Annotated in this window: 17 protein-coding genes and 1 pseudogene; 10 read left to right on the top strand and 8 right to left on the bottom strand. The window is 71.8% G+C overall.

All coding sequences use genetic code 11. From position 1 onward, the window contains the following. The first annotated feature begins 79 nt into the window (after nucleotides 1-79). From ACH4DZ_RS04660 to ACH4DZ_RS04675, 4 genes and pseudogenes are all read left to right on the top strand, one after another. A pseudogene (locus ACH4DZ_RS04660) lies at nucleotides 80-1,074 on the top strand (ABC transporter ATP-binding protein). 2 nt (nucleotides 1,075-1,076) lie between these two features. Beyond that, nucleotides 1,077-1,796 carry an ABC transporter permease gene (locus tag ACH4DZ_RS04665; RefSeq protein WP_398286196.1) on the top strand — a complete coding sequence of 240 codons (720 nt, stop codon included), beginning with the start codon at nucleotides 1,077-1,079 and terminating at the stop codon, nucleotides 1,794-1,796. A 109-nt stretch (nucleotides 1,797-1,905) separates the two neighbouring features. Further along, nucleotides 1,906-3,156, top strand: a complete 1,251-nt coding sequence (locus tag ACH4DZ_RS04670; RefSeq protein ID WP_398285483.1) for a sensor histidine kinase — start codon at nucleotides 1,906-1,908, stop codon at nucleotides 3,154-3,156. 127 nt (nucleotides 3,157-3,283) lie between these two features. Beyond that, nucleotides 3,284-3,916, top strand: coding sequence for a response regulator (locus ACH4DZ_RS04675; protein ID WP_398286197.1), 633 nt, complete (start codon nucleotides 3,284-3,286; stop codon nucleotides 3,914-3,916). A 239-nt stretch (nucleotides 3,917-4,155) separates the two neighbouring features. Here the strand turns inward: ACH4DZ_RS04675 and ACH4DZ_RS04680 are convergent, their stop codons facing one another. Both ACH4DZ_RS04680 and ACH4DZ_RS04685 read right to left on the bottom strand, forming a co-directional pair. Next, on the bottom strand, nucleotides 4,156-5,661 hold the full coding sequence (locus tag ACH4DZ_RS04680) for an MFS transporter (RefSeq protein WP_398285484.1): 1,506 nt from the start codon (nucleotides 5,659-5,661) through the stop codon (nucleotides 4,156-4,158). A 119-nt stretch (nucleotides 5,662-5,780) separates the two neighbouring features. Continuing rightward, on the bottom strand, nucleotides 5,781-6,977 hold the full coding sequence (locus ACH4DZ_RS04685; protein WP_398285485.1) for a lipid-transfer protein: 1,197 nt from the start codon (nucleotides 6,975-6,977) through the stop codon (nucleotides 5,781-5,783). A gap of 259 nt (nucleotides 6,978-7,236) precedes the next feature. On the opposite strand from ACH4DZ_RS04685, the gene ACH4DZ_RS04690 reads away from it, so the two are divergent. From ACH4DZ_RS04690 to ACH4DZ_RS04710, 5 genes are all read left to right on the top strand, one after another. After that, entirely contained in the window at nucleotides 7,237-8,994 is a 1,758-nt protein-coding gene (locus ACH4DZ_RS04690; RefSeq protein ID WP_398285486.1) for an MFS transporter, read from the top strand. An 811-nt stretch (nucleotides 8,995-9,805) separates the two neighbouring features. Further along, nucleotides 9,806-10,480, top strand: coding sequence for a class I SAM-dependent methyltransferase (locus ACH4DZ_RS04695; protein ID WP_398285487.1), 675 nt, complete (start codon nucleotides 9,806-9,808; stop codon nucleotides 10,478-10,480). A gap of 98 nt (nucleotides 10,481-10,578) precedes the next feature. Further along, a complete protein-coding gene (locus tag ACH4DZ_RS04700; protein WP_398285489.1) occupies nucleotides 10,579-11,559 on the top strand; it encodes an N-acetylmuramoyl-L-alanine amidase in 981 nt (326 codons plus the stop codon). Between the two features lie 158 nt (nucleotides 11,560-11,717). Continuing rightward, the gene (locus tag ACH4DZ_RS04705) at nucleotides 11,718-12,584 is read left to right on the top strand and encodes a hypothetical protein (RefSeq protein WP_398285491.1); all 867 of its coding nucleotides are present in this window, start codon (nucleotides 11,718-11,720) and stop codon (nucleotides 12,582-12,584) included. A 126-nt stretch (nucleotides 12,585-12,710) separates the two neighbouring features. Next, nucleotides 12,711-13,718 carry an LLM class F420-dependent oxidoreductase gene (locus ACH4DZ_RS04710; protein ID WP_398285492.1) on the top strand — a complete coding sequence of 336 codons (1,008 nt, stop codon included), beginning with the start codon at nucleotides 12,711-12,713 and terminating at the stop codon, nucleotides 13,716-13,718. A gap of 395 nt (nucleotides 13,719-14,113) precedes the next feature. On the opposite strand, the gene ACH4DZ_RS04715 is transcribed toward ACH4DZ_RS04710, so the two are convergent. The 3 genes from ACH4DZ_RS04715 to ACH4DZ_RS04725 are packed head-to-tail and all read right to left on the bottom strand — an operon-like array spanning nucleotide 14,114 to nucleotide 17,728. Continuing rightward, nucleotides 14,114-14,917, bottom strand: a complete 804-nt coding sequence (locus ACH4DZ_RS04715) for a hypothetical protein (RefSeq protein WP_398285493.1) — start codon at nucleotides 14,915-14,917, stop codon at nucleotides 14,114-14,116. Further along, a complete protein-coding gene (locus ACH4DZ_RS04720) occupies nucleotides 14,904-16,496 on the bottom strand; it encodes a substrate-binding domain-containing protein (protein WP_398285494.1) in 1,593 nt (530 codons plus the stop codon). The genes ACH4DZ_RS04715 and ACH4DZ_RS04720 overlap by 14 nt, the downstream gene beginning before the upstream one ends. Continuing rightward, nucleotides 16,493-17,728 carry a hypothetical protein gene (locus ACH4DZ_RS04725; protein ID WP_398285495.1) on the bottom strand — a complete coding sequence of 412 codons (1,236 nt, stop codon included), beginning with the start codon at nucleotides 17,726-17,728 and terminating at the stop codon, nucleotides 16,493-16,495. Before ACH4DZ_RS04725 ends, ACH4DZ_RS04720 begins: the two co-directional genes overlap by 4 nt. A gap of 300 nt (nucleotides 17,729-18,028) precedes the next feature. On the opposite strand from ACH4DZ_RS04725, the gene ACH4DZ_RS04730 reads away from it, so the two are divergent. Beyond that, nucleotides 18,029-18,319: a hypothetical protein gene (locus tag ACH4DZ_RS04730; RefSeq protein ID WP_328496654.1), complete on the top strand. Its 291-nt coding sequence runs from the start codon at nucleotides 18,029-18,031 to the stop codon at nucleotides 18,317-18,319. A 31-nt stretch (nucleotides 18,320-18,350) separates the two neighbouring features. Here the strand turns inward: ACH4DZ_RS04730 and ACH4DZ_RS04735 are convergent, their stop codons facing one another. Genes ACH4DZ_RS04735 through ACH4DZ_RS04745 form a run of 3 tightly spaced genes read right to left on the bottom strand, consistent with a single transcriptional unit; the run spans nucleotide 18,351 to nucleotide 21,591 of the window. Beyond that, a complete protein-coding gene (locus ACH4DZ_RS04735; protein ID WP_398285496.1) occupies nucleotides 18,351-19,421 on the bottom strand; it encodes a prenyltransferase in 1,071 nt (356 codons plus the stop codon). Further along, nucleotides 19,418-20,161, bottom strand: coding sequence for a class I SAM-dependent methyltransferase (locus tag ACH4DZ_RS04740; RefSeq protein WP_398285497.1), 744 nt, complete (start codon nucleotides 20,159-20,161; stop codon nucleotides 19,418-19,420). The genes ACH4DZ_RS04735 and ACH4DZ_RS04740 overlap by 4 nt, the downstream gene beginning before the upstream one ends. Next, a complete protein-coding gene (locus ACH4DZ_RS04745) occupies nucleotides 20,155-21,591 on the bottom strand; it encodes a glycosyltransferase family 4 protein (RefSeq protein WP_398285498.1) in 1,437 nt (478 codons plus the stop codon). The genes ACH4DZ_RS04740 and ACH4DZ_RS04745 overlap by 7 nt, the downstream gene beginning before the upstream one ends. Nucleotides 21,592-21,651 lie beyond the last annotated feature (60 nt).

Genomic DNA, 21,651 nt, shown 5'->3' on the forward strand with positions numbered 1-21,651 from the left:
CGGACGGAGGAACTCCCACTCCTCATCGGACAGTTCATGTCGACGTATCACCCGACCATGATCCACTACTCAAGATCAATTGAAGACACGACCTAGTACGAGTACCAGGACGACGGGGGCGGGGGCGGCCGTTTCCCTCAGCGGGGCGGTCAAGGTCTTCGGTGCGGTACGGGCCGTGGACGGTGTCTCGACCTGGAGATCGCCCGCGGCGAGACGGTCGCGCTGCTCGGCCGCAACGGCGCGGGCAAGTCCACCGCGCTCTCCCTCCTGCTGGGCCTGGACGAGCCCGACGAGGGCACCATCCGCCTCTTCGGCGCCGCTCCGGAGCACGCCGTACGGGCCGGCCGGGTCGGTGCCATGCTGCAGGACGGGCGGCCCGTGCCGCGGGTGACGGTGGGTGAGCTGGTCGGGTTCGTGGCCCGTACCTGTCCCGCGCCGATGCCCGTCGGGGAGGCGCTGGCGCTGGCGGGCATCGGCGAACTGGCCGAGCGGCGCTTCGACCGGCTCTCCGGTGGCCAGGCACAGCGGGTGCGGTTCGCGGTCGCCCTCGTCGGGAACCCCTCGCTGCTCGTGCTCGACGAACCGACCGCCGCACTGGACGTGGAGGCCCGGCACGCCTTCTGGGACTCGATGCGGGCGTACGCGCGCCACGGCCACACGGTCCTCTTCTCCACGCACTACCTGGAGGAGGCGGACGCCAACGCCGACCGGATCGTGGTCGTCGACCACGGGCGGATCGTCGCCGACGGCACCGGCGACCAGCTCAGGCGGGCCGCGGGCGGCAGTCTCGTCGGCTTCGACCTCGCGGGTGCCGCCTTCGACCTCGCGGGCGCCGGTACGGACGGGCTGTCCCTGCTGCCCGGCGTGGTCTCCGTGGAGGTCCGCGGGGACCGGGCCCGGCTGCGGACCGACGATCCGGACGCGACGGTGATCGCGCTGGCCGAACGAGGTGCGATACGGGGCCTGGAGGTCGCTCCGGCCTCGCTGGACGACGCGTTCCTGGCCCTGACCGCCACCCCCTCCGGCACCCCCTCCGACACGGTGGCCCGGTTCGCTTCCCTGGAGGCGGTGTGATGGTGCTCGACTATCTGCGGCTCGAAGTGCGCCGGACGCTGCGTGACGTCGGTTTCATGATCGGCGGGGTCGTGATGCCGGTGGTGATGTATCTGCTGTTCACGAACCTCGGTGGCGGCGCCGACGGCGACTGGAAGACCGCTTCCATGATCGGTATGGCCGCGTACGGTGCGATGGGCTCGGCCCTGAACACCGGCGGCGGGGTCGCCGAGGACCGCTCGATCGGCTGGCTGCGACAGCTGCGGATCACTCCGATGAGTCCGCGCCAGGTGGTCGCCGGGCGTGCGCTGACCGGCGCGGTGACGGTCCTGCCCGCGATCGTGGCGGTCCTCGCGGCGGGCGGCCTGGTCAACGGCGTACGGCTGGACGCCTGGAAGTGGGCGGTGATCGCGCTGTCGCTGTGGCTCGGCTCGGTCCCCTTCACCCTGCTCGGACTCGGCAACGGCTACCGGCTGACCGCGCAGGCCACCGGCGTGGTGAACATGGTGTGCAATCTGACGCTCGCGGTGGTCGGCGGGCTGTGGTTCCCGCTGGCCCTGTTCCCCGGCTGGCTGCGGTCGTTGTCGTCCTACACACCCACGAACCGCTTCGCGCAGCTCGGTACGGCCGTCGCCGACGGGCGGGCGCCCGCGCTCGGAGCCGTGCTGGTGCTGACCGGCTGGCTGCTGCTCTTCGGCTCGTACGCTGTGGTCTCGTACCGCAGGACCGCGCGGACCGTCTGACGGAACCTGGCACGGGAACTGGCACGGGAACGGAATCGGGAACAGGTACAGGGTCAGGTACAGGTCAGGGTCAGGGTCAGGAACGGGTACAGGAACGGGGGCTGGGGAGATGTCCTGGTTGCGGAGCGTCAGTTGCCGGATGGCCGCCCGGCGGGAGGAGCGGGCCGGGCACAGGACCGGGAGGCTCCCCGAGCACCTGGGCCCGCCGCCCAGCGGTTTCGCGCTGCTGCCCTGGCTCCTGATGGGAATGGGCGCCTTCTCCAACCTCTTCCAGGGCAGGACCCCGAACCCCTGGATCGGCGGCATCGGACTCCTCGTCTTCAACTCCCTCTACATCCATGTGGTGTTCCGCGCCTTCACCAAGGAGGCCCGCGAGGCCCGCTCCACCCGGGGCGCGCTGATCGCACTGGGCGTGGTGACCTGCCTCCTCGGCGGCCTGTACGGGGGCAGCTGGCTCCTCTTCTTCCCACTGCTCGGGCTGGCCGCGGGCGCGATCGTCCGGGGGCCGTGGCTCGGCAGGACCGGTATCGGCCTGAGTGTGCTCGCCGGTGTCGTGGCGGGGGTGCGGGACGGCTGGGGCGCGGTGAACGTCGCGTACGGCACGTTCCTGTCCACCATGGTGACCGCCGCGATCCTGTCCCTGTCGGACGCCGTACGTGAACTGCGGGCCGCGCGGGAGGAGTTGGCCCACCAGGCCGTCGAGAAGGAGCGTCTGCGCTTCTCCCGCGACCTGCACGATCTGCTCGGCCACACGCTCTCCGTCATCGTCGTGAAGTCGGAGGCGGCCCGGCGCCTCGCCCACCGGGACCTGGACGCGGCGCTCGTCCAGGTCTCCGACATCGAGTCGGTCGGCCGGCAGGCGCTCACCGAGATCCGTGAGGCGGTCACGGGCTATCGCGAGGGCAGTCTGGCCACGGATCTGGACCGGGCGCGGTCGGCGCTGCTGGCGGCGGGGATCGAACCGGTCGTACGGCAGTCGGGGCCGCCGTTGTCCGCGCGGGCGGAGGCACTGCTGGGGTGGGTCGTGCGGGAGGCCGTCACCAATGCCGTGCGGCACAGTGGCGCTCGCCGCTGTTCGATCACGGTGGACGGGGGGTCGGAGCGGGTTCGGGTGCGGGTCTCGGACGACGGTGGGGGTGTGTCCGCGGGGGCCTCGCCGGCTGTTTTGCCCGGTATCGAGGGGACGGGCATCGGGGGGACGGGTATTGGTGGGACGGGTATTGGTGGGACCGGGCTCAAGGGGCTGACCGAGCGGCTTGCGGCGGCGGGGGGTTTGCTGGAGGCGGGGCCGGGGGTTCGGGGTGGGTTCGTGGTGATGGCGGAGCTTCCGGGGGAGGCGGTGGGGGTGGCTGCCGCCTGAGGGTGGGGGGCGGGGGTGGTTTTTGGGTGCGGGTGCGTGGGGGCTGAGCGCGCAGTTCCCCGCGCCCCTTGGGGGCTGCGCCCCTGAATGTTGGGGCCGGGGCGCCTAATGTTGGGGTGTGAACGAGATGCCCCGGGATCATCGGCCTGCCAAGTCCATTCGTGTGTTGCTCGCCGAGGATCAGGGGATGATGCGGGGCGCGTTGGCGCTGCTCCTCGGGCTGGAGGCCGACATCGAGGTGGTGGCGCAGGTCGGGACGGGGGACGCCATCGTGGGAGCGGCTCTGGAGTCACGGCCCGATGTCGCGCTGCTGGACATCGAGCTGCCGGGCATCAGCGGTCTCGACGCCGCCGCGCTGTTGCGGGAGGAGACGCCCGACTGCCGGGTGCTGATCCTCACCACCTTCGGCCGGCCCGGTTATCTGCGGCGGGCCATGGAGGCGGGCGCCGCGGGGTTCCTCGTCAAGGACGGGCCCGTGGAGGAGCTGGCGCGGGCGATCCGCCGGGTGCTGACCGGGGAGACCGTCATCGACCCGGCGCTCGCGGCAGCCGCGCTGGGCGCCGGGCCCAATCCGCTCACCGCCCGCGAGTGCGATGTGCTGAAGGCTTCGGCGGACGGGGCTACGGTCGCCGACATCGCGTCCACGCTGCATCTTTCCGAGTCGACCGTCCGCAACTACCTCAGCTCCGCGATCGGCAAGACGGCGACGCGCAACCGCATGGAGGCGATGCGGGAGGCTCGCCACCAGGGGTGGCTGTAGGCCTTTTGGCACGGGTGCCGCGTTGTCGGGTGCGGGTGGGTCGTGGCTGGCCGCGCCGTTCCCCGCGCCCCTTGGGGGCAAAGGCGCAGCCCTGCTTTCGGCATGCGTTGTCGGGTGCCGGTGCGTTGGGGCTGGCCGCGCAGTTCCTCGCGCCCCTGAAGGCAAAGGCGCAGCCCGGCCTTCGACATGCGTTGTCGGGTGCCGGTGCGTGGGGGCTGAGCGCGCCGTTCCCCGCGTCCCTAGAGGCGGGGGCGCGGGGAACTGCGTGGCCGGCTGCGACGTGGCCGTACTCGGGAACGTCCCCCGGCGGAGCCGTCCGGCAGCCACAGCCACATCAGCAGCGCCCCGCCCAGCAACACCCCGCACCCCGTCCGGAACACCAGCGCATACCCCTCCGTCAACGCCCCCGGCAAGGGCTCCCCACCCGTCCGCGCCGCGGCGATCGTCGCCATCACGGACAGGCCAAGCGAACCCCCCATCGTGCGGGAGGTGTTCACCAGGCCCGAGACCAGTCCCGCGTCCCCCACCTCCGCCCCCGACGTGGCCAGCGCGGCGAGCGGAGTCGCGGAGAGCCCCGCACCGAGCATCATCAGGACCCCGGGCAGCATGATCGTGGTGACGTACGCCCCGTCGGCGGTCATCCTCGACTGCCAGCCGAACCCGACCGCCGCCACCACCGCCCCGATCACCGCGACATTGCGCGCCCCGACGGCCCGCATGAACCTGGGCGCGACCTTCGAGCCCAGGATCACCGCGAGCGAGCTGGGCACGAGAGCCGAACCGGCCTCCAGAGGCGTGTAGCCCAGCACGTTCTGCGCGTAGAGCGTCATGAAGAACCACATGCAGAACATCGCCGAGCCGCACAGGAACATCGCCGCGTTCGCCGAGGAGACGGATCTCAACCGGAACAGCTTCAGCGGCATCAGCGGTGCCTTGGTCCGCGCCTCGACGAGCAGGAAGAGCCCGATCAGGACGGCCCCGCCGACCAGCGGGACCAGCGTCGCGGCCGACGCCCACCCCTCGGCCTCGGTCTGCACGATCCCGTACGCGAGGGTCGCGAGGCCCGAGGTGACCAGTACGGCACCCGGCAGGTCGAGCCGCCGGCTGCCGCCGACGCGGCTCTCGGCGAGCCAGAACAGGGCGCCGGCCAGCACCACGGCACCGACGGGCACGTTGATCAGCAGGACCCAGCGCCAGTTCAGCGCGTCGACGAGGAGTCCGCCGACGAGCCCGCCCGCCGCGCCGCCGCCTCCGCCGACCGCGGTCCAGGTCGCGATGGCACGCGCCCGTGGAGGTCCCTCGGGCACGGCCGAGGTCAGGATCGTCAGCGTCGAGGGGGCGAGCACGGCCGCGCCGAGACCCTGTACGGCCCGCGCGGCCAGCAACTGCCACTCGGCCTGCGCGAGCCCGCCCGCCAGCGAGGCCAGCGTGAAGAGCGCCAGCCCGACCAGGAACATCCGCTTGCGCCCGTACAGGTCGCCCGCCCGGCCGCCGAGGAGCATGAAACCGGCGAAGGCGATCGTGTAGGCGTTGACGACCCATTGGAGGCCCGGCGCGCTCAGCCCCAGGTCGGCCCGCATCGACGGCAACGCCACGTTGACGACCGACACGTCGAGGACGACGAGGAACTGGCCCGCGCAGGCCAGGGCGACCACCACCACCCAGGTGGGCGGCGCGGGGCGCCGGGACACGGGTATCTCTGCGGTTGCGGCTGCGGCGGCTCTGTGCGGGGGCATAGAGGTCATGGTCGCAGCGGCTTCCTGCCCCGTACATCAGATTTTCGCCGCACGGCCGGTCCGCCGCAGGACCTAGGTCCGGCCTCCCGTCCGACTGAGGGCCGCCCGGCCGCACGTACGGGATCCGCTCAGGCGCGCCTGAGCAGTGTCACCACCGCCGCGCCCCCGAGCCCGATGTTGTGGGCGAGCCCCACGCGCGCGTCCGCCACCTGCCGTGCCTGCGCCTCGCCCCGCAGCTGCCACGTCAGCTCGGCGACCTGCGCGATGCCGGTGGCCCCCAGCGGATGCCCCTTCGAGATGAGCCCTCCCGAGGGGTTCACCACCCACCGCCCGCCGTACGTCGTGGCGCCCGACTCCACGAGCTTGCCGGACTCGCCGGGCCCGCACATGCCGAGGGCCTCGTAGGTCAGCAGTTCGTTGATGGAGAAACAGTCGTGCAGTTCCACGACGTCGACGTCCTCGATGCCGAGCCCGGCGCTCTCGTACACCTGCCGGGCGGCGGCCCGTGACATCGGCTGCCCGACGACGTCGACGCACGACCCGGAGGCGAACGACTCCTCCGTGTCCGTGGCCATCGCCTGCGCGACGATCTCCACGGCCCGCTCCCCCAGCCCGTGCCGCTCGACGAAACGCTCCGACACGACGACGGCGGCGGACGCCCCGTCCGAGGTGGGCGAGCACTGGAGCTTGGTCAGCGGGGAGTGGACGGTACGCGCGGCGAGGACCTCGTCGACCGTGTACACGTCCTGGAACTGCGCGTACGGGTTGTTCGCCGAGTGCCGGTGGTTCTTGGCGCCCACGGCCGCGAGCTGCGCCTCCGTCGTGCCGTACCTCTCCATGTGCTCGCGCGCCGCGTTCCCGAAGATCTGGGCGGTGGGCGGGGTCGTCCCGAAGCCGTGCCGGGCCGCCATGACGGCGTAGTGGCGGGCGACGGGTGAGGTCGCGAAGTCGCCCCCGTCGGCCCCCGCGCCCAGCGCACCGCGCGCCATCTTCTCGAACCCCAGCGCCAGTACGCAGTCGCTCGCGCCGCCCTCGACGAACTGCCGCGCGAGCATCAGCGTGGTGGCGCCGGTCGCGCAGTTGTTGTTCACGTTGTAGACGGGCACACCGGTCAGGCCGAGTTCGTACGCGGCCCGCTGCCCGGCCGTGGAGGCCTGGAAGCAGAAGCCGACGGGGACCTGCTCCACCGCGTCGTACGGGATCCCGGCGTCGGTGAGGGCGCCGGTGCCCGCCTCCCGCGCCATGTCCCAGTACTGCCGGTCCCGCGTCTCCGGCTTCTCGAACCTGGTCATGCCCACACCGACGACGTACGCCTTCGTCCTCATGGCTCTCCCCACGGTCCGGGTCTGGTGCGGCCGGAGACTAGAACACGTTCCAGTCGGATGGAAGCTCAGGGGGCGATGTTCGCGGGGGGGGGGAGATGTTCGGGGGCCGATGTAATGAGAAGGTCAAGAATTCGTTAGCGGCTCGAAGCAACGGAATAGTTGCCTGGGCGCACGGGGTTCACCCTGCACCTACCTGTACCCGCACCTGCACCTGCACCTGCACCTATCTACTTGTCTCATGCCTCTGGAGGCCGCACGTATGACCCGGACAACGACGGACCCGCGCACCCGAAGGTCGAGCGGCAGCGGAATCGTCCCGGTACTGGCCTTCGCGGGCATCGTTGTCGCGGTGATGCAGACCCTGCTCGTGCCGGTCATCAAGGACCTGCCGGAGCTGCTGGGCACCTCCCCCGGCAACGCCACCTGGGTCATGACCTCGACCCTGCTCGCGGGCGCCGTGTCCACGCCGATCATGGGCCGCCTCGGTGACCTCTACGGCAAGCGGCGCATGCTGATAGCCAGCCTCGCCGTCATGGTGGTGGGCTCGCTCGTCGCCGGTTTCACCAGCGAACTGCTCGTGATGATCGTCGGCCGGGCCCTGCAGGGCTTCGCGATGGGCGCCATCCCGCTCGGCATCGGCCTGATGCGCGACGGGCTGCCGCGAGAGAAGCTCGGCTCGGCGATGGCCCTGATGAGCTCCTCGATCGGAGTCGGCGGCGGACTCGCGCTGCCGGTCGCGGCCCTGGTGGCGCAGCACGCCGACTGGCACGCGCTGTTCTTCGGCTCGGCGGGCCTCGGCGTCGTCTCGATCGTGCTCACCCTGATCTTCGTACCCGAGTCGCCGATGCGTGCCGTGGGCACCTTCGACGTCCTGGGCGCGCTCGGACTCTCCGCCGGCCTCGTCCTCTTCCTCCTGCCGATCACCAAGGGCAGCGACTGGGGCTGGACGTCCGCCACGACGCTCGGCCTGTTCGGCGCGGCGGTGGCCGTCCTTCTGCTGTGGGGCGTGATGGAACTGCGCGTCAAGGCTCCGCTGGTCGACCTGCGCACCACGGCCCGGCCCGCGGTGCTCTTCACCAACCTCGCCTCGATCATGGTCGGTGTCGCCTTCTACGCCGTCTCCCTCGTCCTGCCCCAGCTGCTGCAGCTGCCCGCGTCGACCGGTTACGGCCTAGGCCAGTCCATGGTCGTTGCGGGTCTGTGCGTGGCGCCGCTCGGCCTGACCATGATGTTCACGGCGCCGGTGTACGCCCGTATCTCCGCCAAGTACGGCCCCAAGGTCACCCTGATGACCGGCATGCTGATCATCGCGGTCGGGTACGGGGCCGGGCTCGGCCTGATGAGCGCCGCCTGGCAGACCATCGTCATCGCGGTGGTCCTGGGCGCGGGCATCGGTCTCGCGTACTCCTCGCTGCCCGCGCTGATCATCGGTGCCGTGCCGGCGTCGGAGACGGGTGCGGCCAACGGGCTCAACACGTTGATGCGCTCGATCGGTACGTCCGTGTCGAGTGCCGTGATCGGCATGGTGCTGGCGAACACCGCGGACCAGGTGGGCGGTGTCGCGGTTCCCACGATGCACGGCTTCCGGGTGTCGTTCATGATCGCTACGGGTGCGGTGCTGCTCGGGCTGGTGTTCGCGGCGTTCCTGCCGGGGCGGCGGGCGGTTGCCGACCCGGCGAAGCCGCATCTGGTCGCTTCCAGCGACCCTCTGTCCGAGCCCGGGTCCGAGACGGCGAGCCCGGTCGCGACCGGGTTCCGCGGCCGTGTCCTCACCTCCGACGGTGAGCCGGTCGCGCGGGCCAAGGTCACGCTGATCGACCGGCGGGGGCGGCAGGCGGGGGCGACGCTGTCCGCGCCCGACGGCGGCTACGTGCTCGCCGTACCGGCGCAGGGGGCGTACGTACTGGCCGTCACGGCGGGCGGCCACGGCCCGCTGGCCTCCGGAGCGAGCCACCCCGGCGGCGAGCGGTCGATCGAGGTGGACCTCGCGCTTCCGGGCGCCGCGGTATTGGCATAGCGCGCAGCACCCGCCCGCCGGGGGCGCGGGGAACTGCGCGGCCAGCCACGACGCACGTGCAGCCGACCCCCCGGGCAGGGCAGCCCGAAGGGCGCCCGCCAGGGGCGCGGGGAACTGCGCGCCCGGCCACGACGCACGTGCAGCCGCGATCCGGCCCGACGGGGCAGCCCGGCGGGCGCCTTCAGGGGCGCGGGGAACTGCGCGCTCAGCCACGACGCACGTGCAGCCGCAATCCGCCCCGACGGGGCAGCCCGGCGGGCGCCTTCAGGGGCGCGGGGAACTGCGCGCTCAGCCACAGCGGGCCCGCAGCCGAAGCCCAGGGCCATCGCCGGCTGCGGGACCGTCGTGGCTGGCCGCGCAGTTCCCCGCGCCCCTTGGGGGCTGCGCCGGGCACACCGTCGGCTGCGGGCCCGTCGGGGCTCGCCGCGCAGTTCCCCGCGCCCCTTGGGGGCTGCGCCGGGCACACCGTCGGCTGCGGGCCCGTCGGGGCTCGCCGCGCAGTTCCTCGCGCCCCTAAAAGCGCCGGGCCAGGCAGGCCGTCGGGTGCAGGCGCGTCGTGGCTCGCCGCGCCGTTCCCCGCGTCCCTAAAAGCGCCCCGCCAGGCAGGTCGTCGGGTGCAGGCGCGTCGTGGCTCGCCGCGCCGTTCCCCGCGCCCCTGAAAGCGCCCTGCCGGGCGGACCGTCGGGTGCAGGCACGGCGGGGGTCGCCGCTCCGTTTCCCCCCGCTCCCCGCCCCCCGGGCGGCGCTGCCGCGGGCGTGCGGCACCATGGCGGGCACGCACACCCTGTACGTGAAGACCTGGAGGAACTCCATGCCCCCGGCACCCGCGCCCGAAGTACTCGCCGCGTTCGAGGGGGCCAAGGGGTTCATGCCCGTGAGGGAAGGGCTCGCCCTGTACGGGGCCGCCGTCGAAGCGGGACGGCTCGGCCTGCCCCTGCTGGAGGTCGGCACGTACTGCGGCCGCTCCACGATCCTGCTCGCCGACGCGGCCCGCGAGGCCGGTGTCACGGCGATCACCGTCGACCACCACCGCGGCAGCGAGGAGCAGCAGCCCGGCTGGGAGTACCACGACCCCTCCACGGTCGACCCGGAGCTCGGCCGTATGGACACCCTTCCGACCTTCCGCCGTACGCTCCACAGGGCCGGCCTGGAGGACCACGTGGTCGCGGTCGTCGGCCGCTCCCCGCAGATCGCCGCCTTCTGGAACTCCCCCCTCGGACTCGTCTTCATCGACGGCGGCCACACCGACGAGCACGCGAGCGGCGACTACGAGGGCTGGGCGCCCCACGTCGCCGAGGGCGGGCTGCTGCTCATCCACGACGTGTTCCCCGACCCGGTGGACGAGTTCACCGGGCAGGCGCCGTACCGCGTGTATCTGCGGGCGCTGGAGTCCGGCGCGTTCACGGAGGTCTCGGCGACGGACTCCCTGCGGGTGCTGCGCCGTACGGGCAGCCGTACGGGCAGCCGTACGGGCAAAGGGAGCTGAGCGAGAGCCACCCCGGCCCCCCTCCCTGCCCGTTCCCTGCCTCCCTCCCGGCCCCTCATTGCCCGCACACCGGCCGGTCGACCCGTAAGGTGTTGGCCGTGTCATACGTAGGCCCGGACTTCGAACCCCCACGCCCCCCGCGCCACCCCTTGCGCGCCCCCCTGACCGTCGCCGTCGCCGCGCTCGTGCCGGGGGCCCTGGTGGGCTGGCTGGTGTGGCAGGCGGTCGGCGACTCCGACGGGGACGGCTCGGCGGCCGCACAGACGTCGGCCTCGGCGGGCGCGTCCGCGCGCGCGTCCGAGCTGCCGGGCCCCTCGGAGGACGGCAAGGAGCGGACCGGCGGCACCGGCCAGTCGGGCGGCGGCGAGGAGTCCGGCTCCTCGGCCTCCGCCCCCGCCGGCTCCGGGCCCCTCCGGGGCAAGGTCGTCGTCATCGACCCCGGTCACAACCCGGGCAACTTCCGGCACCCGTCCGACATCAACCGCAAGGTGAACATCGGGACGAACTGGAAGGAGTGCGACACGACGGGTACGTCGACCAACGCCGGTTACACCGAAGCCGAGTTCACCCTCGACGTCTCGCACCGGCTGCGCACCATCCTCAAGAAGGAGGGCGCCACGGTGAAGTTCACCCAGGACGACGACCGCGCCTGGGGCCCGTGCGTGGACGAGCGGGCCGAGATCGGCAACAAGGCCGAGGCGGACGCCGTCGTGTCGATCCACGCGGACGGCTCGGCGGCCGGCAACCGCGGCTTCCATGTGATCCTGCCGGGCTCGGTGCACTCCGGCGCCGCCGACACCCGCCCCATCGTGGCCTCGTCCCGCGCGCTGGGCGAACGCATCGCCGGCGGCTTCCTGCGCACCACCGGCGGCCCGCCCTCCAACTACATCGGTGACGGCACCGGCCTCGATGTGCGCAAAGACCTCGGCGGTCTCAATCTGTCAACGGTTCCGAAGGTGTTCATCGAGTGCGGCAACATGCGCGACACCAAGGACTCCGCGCAGCTGACCAGCGGCGCCTGGCGGCAGAAGGCGGCGCAGGGAATCTCTGAGGGAATCGTGAGTTTCCTGCGCGGGTAGCGATCAGAGGGGACATCCGGGCGGACACCCGTGTAGGGCGGGCGATAGTGTCCTCCCTACGATAAGGGGCCACCCCTTCGCTTCACACCACGGCCGGACGACGACGTGGTGACGGCGACGCCTCTACCGATGACGAGACGACTGACGAAGGACCTGAAGTGAATATCCGCTCCCTCAGTCGAGGCGACGGCGTGGTGATCGGAGCAGCGGTTCTGCTGTTGATCGCGTCGTTCCTCGACATCTACTCGATCGACGGGGCCCCCGACAGCGCCGACATCCCGAACGCCTGGGGCAGTGGCCCGGTCCTCCTGAGCGTCACCCTGGCCGGCATCATCGGCGCGGCGCTGATCGTCGTCGCCCGCGGCCTGCCGCAGGCGCCGAAGGTCGCCGGTCTCGACCTCGGCCCGTTCGGTGTCGCCTTCACGGTGTTCGCCGCCTGGAGCGCCCTCGGGAACATCTTCGACCCGGCCGGCGGCTTCGACAACAACGGTGGCAGCGACGCCATCGGCAGCGGCACCGGCCTCATCCTCAGCTTCATCGCCACCCTGGTGCTCGCCGGTGCCGCGGTCGCCACCCCGCTGGTCCCGGCCCTCAAGGGCGCGCTGCTGCCGCCCCCGAAGCCTGCCGCACCGCAGCCCTACGGCGGTCAGCCGCAGGGTGGTTACGGCTACCCGGGCGCCCAGCAGCCGGGCCCGTCCTTCGGCGGCCAGCCCGGACAGCCCGGCCAGCCGCAGCAGCAGGGTCAGCCGTTCGGCGCCCAGCCCGGTCAGCCCCAGCCGCAGCAGCCCCACCAGGCGCAGGCTCCGCAGGCGCAGCAGCCCGCCGGGGACTTCGCCCCGTTCTGGTTCGCGGTGCCGGTGGCCCGTCCGCTGTTCGCGGAGGACGGTTCGCCCACCCCGATCGCCGAACTGGCGCCGGGCACCTGGTACTTGGCCGTCGAGCAGCGCGGTCCGAGCCTGGTGGCCCAGACGCAGGACGGCCGCCGCGGTGTACTGCAGGACACGTCCGGGATCCAGCGCGGCTGACCCCGTCACCGCCGGTCCGTCACGGCCCTCCGCCCAGGGTGCTCCTCGGAGCCCTTCCGGGCGGGGGGCCGTTCCCGTACAGTCGGCCCGTCGAACTGGCATCTGACGGACCGTCAGGAGTGGTGTATGCGGCTCGGACTCGCCCTCGGTTACTGGGGTCGCGGCCCCTCGGCGGACCATGTGCCCCTCGCCCTTGAGGCGGAGCGGCTCGGCTACGACTCGGTGTGGACCGCCGAGTCCTGGGGTTCGGACGCCTTCACCCCTCTCACCTGGATCGCCGCACAGACCTCAAGGATCAAACTGGGTACGGCGGTTGCCCAGATGGCGGCCCGCTCCCCCACCACGACGGCGATGCACGCGCTCACGCTGGACCACCTGTCGGGCGGGCGCGTGATGCTCGGCCTCGGGCTGTCAGGACCGCAGGTCGTCGAGGGCTGGTACGGGCGGCCGTTCCCGAAGTCACCGCTCACGGCGACCCGGGAGTACGTCGATGTCGTACGCCAGGTCCTGAGGCGCGAGGGCCCGGTCGAACTGGACGGCCGCTTCCACTCGCACCCGTACCGGGGCGCCGACGGCACGGGGCTCGGCAAGGCCCTCAAGCCGATCACGCACCCACTCCGGTCCCGGCTGCCCGTGCTCCTGGGGGCCGAGGGGCCGAAGAACATCGCCCAGACGACCCGGATCGCGGACGGCTGGCTGCCGTTGTACTGGTCGCCGATGCGGACGGATGTGTACGAGGCTTCGCTGGGCGCGGCGCCCGAGGGTTTCCTCGTCGCTCCGATGGCCCGGGCGAAGGTCTGCGACGACGTCGCCGAGGGGTTGCTGCCGGTGAAGGCGATGCTGGGCTTCTACATCGGGGGCATGGGACACGCCGCGCGCAACTTCCATGCCGATCTGATGGCGCGGATGGGTTTCGAGGAGGAGGCCCGGCGGGTGCAGGAGCTGTTCCTGGCGGGGCGGCGGGAGGAGGCGGTCCTTGCCGTGCCGGACGTGTTCGCGGACGAGATCTCGCTGATCGGGCCGCGTGCCCGGATCGCCGAGCGGTTGGAGCTGTGGCGCAAGGGTCCGGTGACGGATCTGCTGCTCCTGTCTCCGGACCCGCGCACGCTGCGCACGCTGGCCGACCTGAACTGACCGCTCCGCTTCTCCGCCTGCAGCCAACCGCCACCTGACCGCGCAGTTCCCCGCGCCCCTGAAAGACGGGGGCACGCTGTCGTCTGCGGGTGCGTCGTGGTTGCTCGCGCAGTTCCCCGCGCCCCCAAAAAAACCGACGCCTTCGGCTGGCCCCGTCAGGGGCGCGGGGAACTGCGCGGCCAACCCCCACACACGCGCAGACAAAACCCAACCCCCCGGGCGGAACGCCCCTCAAGGGGCGCGGGGAACTGCGCGGCCAGCCCCCACGCGCGTGCAGACAAGACCCGGCCGCCCCGGGCGGAACGCCCGTCAAGGGGCGCGGGGAAACTGCGCGGTCAGCCCCCACCTGCGTGCAGGTACGACATCTGCCCCGCCCCCCGCCCCCGTGGGACCCGTCAGCGGAATATGGCTATCGCTTCCAGGGTGACCTCGCGGGTGTCCGGCCGCCAGCCGGTCATCTTGCCGAGGCAGCGCGCCTGGAACGTCCCGTCGGCAAGGCGTTCGTTGCGCAGACCGCCCGCCGCGCAGGTGACCCGGACATGCGCGGGCCGCTCGGGATCGTCACCGTACGGGGCCCGCAGCACGATCCCCTCCGTCGCCCCGGACTCCGGCTCCCGCTCCGGCTCCGGCTCCACCAGGAAGCGGCCCCTGAGCGACACGAACTCCTCGATGTCGCTCAACGCGACCCCACCCCGGCCGGCCCCGGCGCCGAGCGCCTCGGCGAGCGCGCGGTTCGGGACGACGTCCCCGGTGCGCAGATCCGCGTGGACGATGACATCGGCCCGCTCGAAGGCGTCCAGCAGCATCCCGATCACGGAGATCGGCTCACTCCTGGCCACGTAGCTGCTGAACTTCTCCTGCGTGACGTCCCGGTTCGCCTTGACGGTCCACGGCAGCAGCCTGCCCCACACCCCCACACTGGTGTTGACGTTGGTGCGGTGCTCGACGGCCTGTTCCAGCGCCGCGCTGTAGTTGCCGATCCGGTAGAGGTCCATCACCGCCTTCTCGTCCAGGTAGAAGCAGACGCTGTACGCGGACCGCTGCCCCACGCTCCCCCGTCCGCGTCCGCGTCCCCGTCCCCGTCCGCGCACATGCCGCACCAGCACGGCACCGAGCGCCACCAGACCGGCGGCGGTGACGAGCCACACCGTCATCCACGGCCACCACACACCCCACCACTGCGCGTCAACGACAGCCACGGATCTCCTTGAATGCCTCGGAAAGGGACGATCCCCGCGCGTCCGCGTCCACCATGCGACCGCCCGTCTTCGCGGCGGCGCGCCGGAGGGCCACGGCGTCCGCCTCCCCGAAGTGCACGGGGTAGGTATGGACCGCGGTACGGGTCCCGGCGGACCGCGCCTCGTAACGGCGTACGAACTCCTCGTACGCGATGCCCGCGTTGTTCTCGCCGTCCGTCATCAGCACGATGGACACGGACCGTCCGGGTTCGTCGGCCACCGCGGAGGACGCCGTGCGGTAGCCGTGGTCCAGCGCGGTCCAGACGGCGGTCGCGTCGCCGTAGTCGCCGCGTGCGACGACGTCGGCGAGTGTCCGCAGGTCCCGTTCTCCCCGGACGGTGACGGTCCGCTCCTCCAGGACCTGTCCGCCGAACCGTACGACGGTCAGCCGCTCGCCCAGGTGGAAGCGGGCGAAGGCGCCCGTCGCCGAGGAGTCCGCGCCGCTGAGGTCGGCGAAGGCCTCGCGCAGCTCCGCCATGCGTTCCCCGCGCATCGAGCCGGAGAAGTCGAGCAGGAAGACCACCTGGTCCGCCACGCGGTGGGCGGGGTCTCCGTAGTCGTCGAGGAGGCGCTCCAGGACGTCCGGACCGTCGGGGAAGTAGAGCGCGTTGCCGACCGGTGCCCGTAGCTGCCCCTCCCTGGCGACCGACGGGTTCACCGGGCGCCGCAGTGCCGTCCGCATGATCTTCCGCTGTACGGAGTCCTGCCGGAGCCACTCCACGACCTTGTCGTAGGCGGCCCGTCGGCCCGGGTCGAGGAGAAGCAGCGGGAAGTCGGCCAGGACCGTGCCGTCCTTGGGGCGCACGATCTCCAGCTTCTCGTCCAGCCGGCCGCCGGAGTTGAGGGCGAGGAGGTCGGACTCGTAGGTGATGAGCGCGTTCGCCGTGCCGGGGTGGTCGACGAAGTCGTCGAGCAGGTCGCGGGTGGAGTCGGCGGTGATCCGCTGACCGGAGCGGAAGCCGCGCAGACGGTCGCAGGAGACGTCGGCCTCGCGCAGGGCGCCGCCGGTGCCGGCCGCCGCGGTGGCGACGCCGACGAGTGCGGCGAGGCCGGTCCCCGTCCGCCGCGGGTCGGCCATGCCGAAGCGCACGGTGCCGGTGGCGGCGGCGTCCGCGAGGTCGGCCCAACTGAGGCCGTCGTCGGGGGACTTGGCGTGGAGTGCGCGTGCCGCGTCCGGGCGCAGGCCCACCACGACCGGCGAGAGCATGGTCGGGGTGCGCAGCAGCCCCCGGGCGGTGCCCTTGTGGCGCAGCTGGAAGGAGCGGTCGGTGGAGAGCCAGGCGGCCTCGTGGCCGCCACGGCGTTTTCCGGCGGCGGCCAGCGCCTCGCCGGTGTCGGCGTCGGCCTGGTAGTCCATCTCCAGCTCGACCCCCGTATCGGACCGCAACTCGTCGAGCAGCGGCTCCAGTACGGCGAGATCGGGGCCGGCGAGGACGCGCAGGGTGGTCCGGTCCTCGTCGCCGCCGGAGCAGGCGGCGGTCATGGCCAGGGCAGCCGTCAGCGTCAGACACAACGTCAGGTTGCCCAAGGAGCCCCTCACTTGATGCCCTTCCGCGACGACTGCGAGGAGGACTGCGTGGGCGGGCACTCGCCGACCGTCTGGATCATCCGCTCCAGCAGGGGCAGGCGGGGAAGGACGGCCTTGGTGTCGTCGGCCGAGGTGACCGGCACCTGGATACCGCGGTCCGCCAGGAAGGCCGCCAGCTGGTCGCTGGTCGAGTCACTGGTGGCGTCCCGCACCCGGAAGCCCAACTCCATCGCCTTGTGCTGGAGTTCGGGATCCTCGGTGACCAGTTCGCCGAGTCGTTCGCCGTCCTCGGTGAGGGCGACGAGCTGGGGTTCGGTGACGAACCGGGTCGACGGGTAGAGCAGGACGCGTCCGTCGTCCGGCGTGCCGTGCTCGGCCTCGTACCGGATCTGGTGGGCCAGGAACTGGTGCTCGTAGATCACCGAGATCGGCGCGATGCCCTTGCCGTCCACGGACAGATAGGTCTCGGCACGCTCGGAGCCCGGCAGTCCCTGTTCGATGAGCAGTTCCTTGATGTCACGGGCGTACCTGTCGGCGTCCTCGCCGTTGCCGGGGGCGTCGTTGCCGTGCCACACGAAGGAGACGAGGCCGAGGTAGGTGCCGCCGGAGTTGGAGTCGCAGACGTCGGAGGTCTGGGCGAGGATCTTGTTGCCGTTGTGGACGCCGTGCTTCTCGATGCCCAGGTCGTCCCATCGCTTGCCCTGCTTCGTCTGCCGCAGGAACTTGTCCATGTCGAGCGTGTAGTACAGCGGCTCGGAGGAGCCACCGGAGGTGCCGACCGGCTGAGGCCTGGCGATGTCCGCGTCCTTCAGCGTCTCGGCGTACTCCCGGTACGTGGCGAGGACGATGGGGCTGACGAAGGGCCGGTAGGTGAGGACGGGGTGGCCGGCCTTCGCGCGTTGCCGGGTGATCAGGTCCGCGGCGGGCTGCCCGGAGGGGAAGACGACGTCGTACCCCGCGACGTCCTGCGTGGCGATGTCCCGGGAGCCCATGCGCGTGATGTGCACCCGGAAGCCGTGCTTCATGAGGATGCGCCGGACCTCGGGATTCTCGAAGAAGTCCCGCTTGGAGGCCATCTTCGCCTCGATGGTGACGATCCGGTCGAGCGGCAGCGTCAGATGGCCGGAGGCCAGGAGCAGGACGAGGCCGACGACGGGGACGGGCAGCGCGAGGGCCAGCGTGCGGCGCAGCCGGCTCCGGACGGGCCCGCCGACCGCGAGCCGGGGTTCGTCCGCGGGGCGCACCGGTCCGGTGGACGGATCGGGCCGGGCGGGTCGCGCGGATCCTGCGGACCGTACGGCTCTTGCTGGACTTGTTGGACTTGCGGGTCTCTCGGCTCTGTTCGCGGACACCGGCGTCTCCCCCTACTGTGGGGCAGGATCGTCGGTGACTGCGCTGACCGCCGAACCACCTCACGGCCAACGGCAGTTGGAGCCCAGGATAAAGGCTGACGAACCATCATGAGGAGGGTCAGGACACGACCGTCACGCGCTCTTCGCCGAACCCCGAGGTTTCATACGGGATTCAAGGGCTACCCGCATGACATGTCCCCTCGATATCGCAACGGTTCCAACTCAGCCGGCAGGGTCGTCGCCATCGTTGCCGACATCATGGCCTTCATTCTCGGCCTCTGGATCCTCATGTACCTACTGGACGCCAACCAGGGCAATTCGTTCGTCCAGTTCATCCATGACTCCGCACGCTGGCTCGCCGGCTGGTCGCACGACCTGTTCACGTTCGACGAGCAGTGGGCACGGGTCGTCGCCGGCTACGGTCTCGCGGCCGTCGTCTACCTCTTCATCGGGCACGCGATAGCCAACCGCGTACGCAGCTGATCCACTCCGGGCCGCGTACGCGACTGGACCGCTACCGGCAGCAGTCGGGGTCCAGTCCGAACGGCAGGCGGTCGCCGCCGAAGACCGCGCACGTCGCCTCGTCACCGCCCAGTGCGGCTACGGCGAGGAGCAGGGAGCCCGCCGTCCACGAGGTGAGTTCCTCGGGCCAGATCGCCCTGGAGTCGAAGACGTAACCCGTCCAGTACAGGCCCGTCGCCGGGTCGCGCAGGTGCTGGATCGACTGCAGTATCTCCAGGGCGCGGTCGGACTCGCCCACGGCCCACAGGGCCAGGGCGAGTTCGGCCGATTCGCCGCCCGTCACCCACGGGTTGGGCACCACGCAGCGCACGCCGAGATCCGGGACCACGAACCGGTCCCAGTCCCGCTCGATGCGCTCCTTCGCCTCGGCGCCCGTCAGCGCGCCGCCCAGCACCGGGTAGTACCAGTCCATCGAGTAGCGGTCCTTGTCGAGGAACCGCTCCGGATGCCGGCGGATCGCGTGGCGCAGCGCGCCCACCGCCAACTCCCAGTCGGGCTGCGGCTCTTCGCGCTCCTCGGCGATGGCGAGCGCGCAGCGCAGCGCGTGGTGGACGGACGAACTCCCGGTCAGCAGCGCGTCCTCGACGGCCCGCCCGTCGTCCTCGCGCTTCCAGCCGATCTGGCCGCCCGGCCGCTGGAGTCCGAGAACGAACTCCACCGCCGCGCACACCGACGGCCACATGCGGTCGAGGAAGGTGTCGTCGCCGGTCGCGAGGTAGTGGTGCCACACGCCGACGGCTATGTACGCGCAGAAGTTGGTCTCGCGCCCGCGGTCGGTGACGTCGGCCGCGTCCCCGTCCGCGTAGGCCGCGTACCAGGAGCCGTCCTCGTTCTGGTGGCGGGCCAGCCACTCGTACGCCCGCCCGGCGGCCTCGTGCTCGCCGGCCGCGTCCAGGGCCATGGCGGCCTCGGTATGGTCCCACGGGTCGAGATGGTGACCGCGGAACCACGGGATGGCACCGTCCGCGCGCTGTACGGCCAGGATGCCCCGGACGGTCTGCGCGGCCTCTTCCGCGGTGAGCACCCCTGTCAGGACGAGGTGTTCGGTGCGCGGAGTCGTCACGAAACGTCCGTGAGGGTGGCGGCGGGCAGGTGCGGCTTGGTCGCGTACGCCACGAAGCTCTTGCCGATCAGCGGGTTGAGCGCCTGCTCGGCGACCCGGGTGGCGAGGGGCTTCTTCATGATGTCCCAGACGAGGAGCTTGTGGTACGCCCGTACCGGCAGCGCCTTGTCGTTGTCGACGCCGAACGCGCACTTCAGCCACCAGTAGGGGCTGTGCAGGGCGTGGGCGTGGTGCGTGCCGTACGGCCGCAGGCCCGCCTCGCGGATCTTGCCGAGCAGTTCGTCCGCCTTGTAGATGCGGATGTGGCCGCCCTCGACCTCGTGGTACGCGTCCGACAGCGACCAGCAGACCTTCTCGGGCCCGTAGCGCGGCACGGTGATCGCTATCCGCCCGCCGGGCCTGAGCACCCGGACCATCTCGGCGAGTACGCCCTTGTCGTCGGGGATGTGTTCCATCACCTCGGAGATGATGACGACGTCGAACGACTCGTCGGGGAAGGGCAGCCGCAGCGCGTCGCCCTCCATCGCGGTGGCGGTGGCGCCCTCCGGTGCCTCGCCCGCCTCCTTCATCGCGGCGAACCACTTGGCGACCTCGCGGATCTCCTCAGCGTTCTGGTCCAGCGCGACGACCTGGGCGCCGCGCCGGTAGCACTCGAAGGCGTGGCGTCCCGCCCCGCACCCGAGATCCAGCACTCGGTCCCCCGGGGCAAGCGGAAACCGGGAGAAGTCGACGGTCAGCACGTGGTCCTGCTTTCACGGTTCGGGGTGTCCACGGGGGTGACGGCGGGGGCCGCCCCCTGGGAGGCCGCGGAGCGGCTCTGTCGTTCTGCCGCGGAGCGGCTGTGCGCCCCCGGCGCGGAGCGGTGGGGGTTCGCGATCGCCTCGCGGTAGCGGGCTACCGTCCCTTCCGCGGCGCGGGCCCACGTGAACCTTTCCAGTACGCGCGCACGCCCGGCCGCACCGAGCCGCTCGCGTAGGTCCGGGTCGCCCAACACCCTGCTCAGGCCGGCGGCCAGCGCCCCCGCGTCGCCGGGCGGAACGGCCAGGCAGGTCTCGCCGTCGGGCCCCGCGACCTCGGGGATGGCCCCGCCGGTGGTGGCCACCAGCGGCGTACCGGTCGCCATCGCCTCGGCGGCGGGCAGCGAGAAGCCCTCGTACAGGGAGGGCACGCAGGCGACCTCGGCGGACCGGACGAGGTCGACGAGTTCCGCGTCGGAGATGCCCTTCACGAACTCGACGGCGTCTTCGAGCCCGTACCGCTCGATGAGCTGGGCGACCGGCCCGTCCTCGGCCCGTCGGCCGACGACGACGAGGTGGGCGGCGGGATGCTCGGTGCGGACCTTGGCGAGCGCCTCGACGAGGAAGACGAGCCCCTTGAGAGGGACGTCCGCGCTGGAGGTCGTGACGATCCGGCCCGGCACCTTCGGCACGGACGGATCGGGCGAGAAGAGGTCGGCGTCGGCACCGATGTGCACGACATGGATCCGCTCGTCGCGTACGCCGAGGTGGTCGACGATCTCCTGGCGGGACGTGCCGGAGACGGTCAGCACGGACGGCAGGCGGCGCGCGACACGCTTCTGCATCCGCGTGAACGCGTACCAGCGGCGCACGGACGCCCGTTTGCGGCGGCTCCCGGCGGCGTCCAGCTCCAACTGCCGGTCCACGGTGATGGGATGGTGGATGGTGGTGACCAGCGGCGCACCCACGTCCCCCAGCAACCCGTACCCCAGCGTCTGGTTGTCGTGCACGACGTCGAAGTCGCCGCGCCGGGCCCGCAGATGGCGGCGGGCACGCAGCGAGAACGTCAGCGGCTCGGGGAAGCCCCCGGTCCACATCGTGCCGACCTCGACGGCGTCGATCCAGTCGCGGAACTCGCCGCGCTTCGGGGTACGAAAAGGGTCGGGGGAGCGGTACAGGTCGAGACTGGGCAGCTCGGTGAGGGAGAGCCCGTCCAGGCCCTCGCCCTCGTCGAGCACCGGGTAGGGCTGCGAGCCGATCACCTCGACGTGGTGGCCCAGCCGGGCGAGCTCGCGCGAGAGGTGCCGTACGTAGACACCCTGGCCGCCGCAGAACGGGTTCCCCTTATAGGTGAGGAGCGCGATGCGCAGCGGTCGGTCGGCGTCGGCGGCCGAGCCCGCGTGGAGGCCTGCCTCCATGGCCTCATGGGTCACTCTCGGCCCCCTTCTTCCAGCACGTTCCCGCGAGATTACTTCGGGACGGTAATCTAGAAC

Source organism: Streptomyces sp. NPDC017991 (genome assembly GCF_044328075.1).
Classification (GTDB): Bacteria; Actinomycetota; Actinomycetes; order Streptomycetales; family Streptomycetaceae; genus Streptomyces.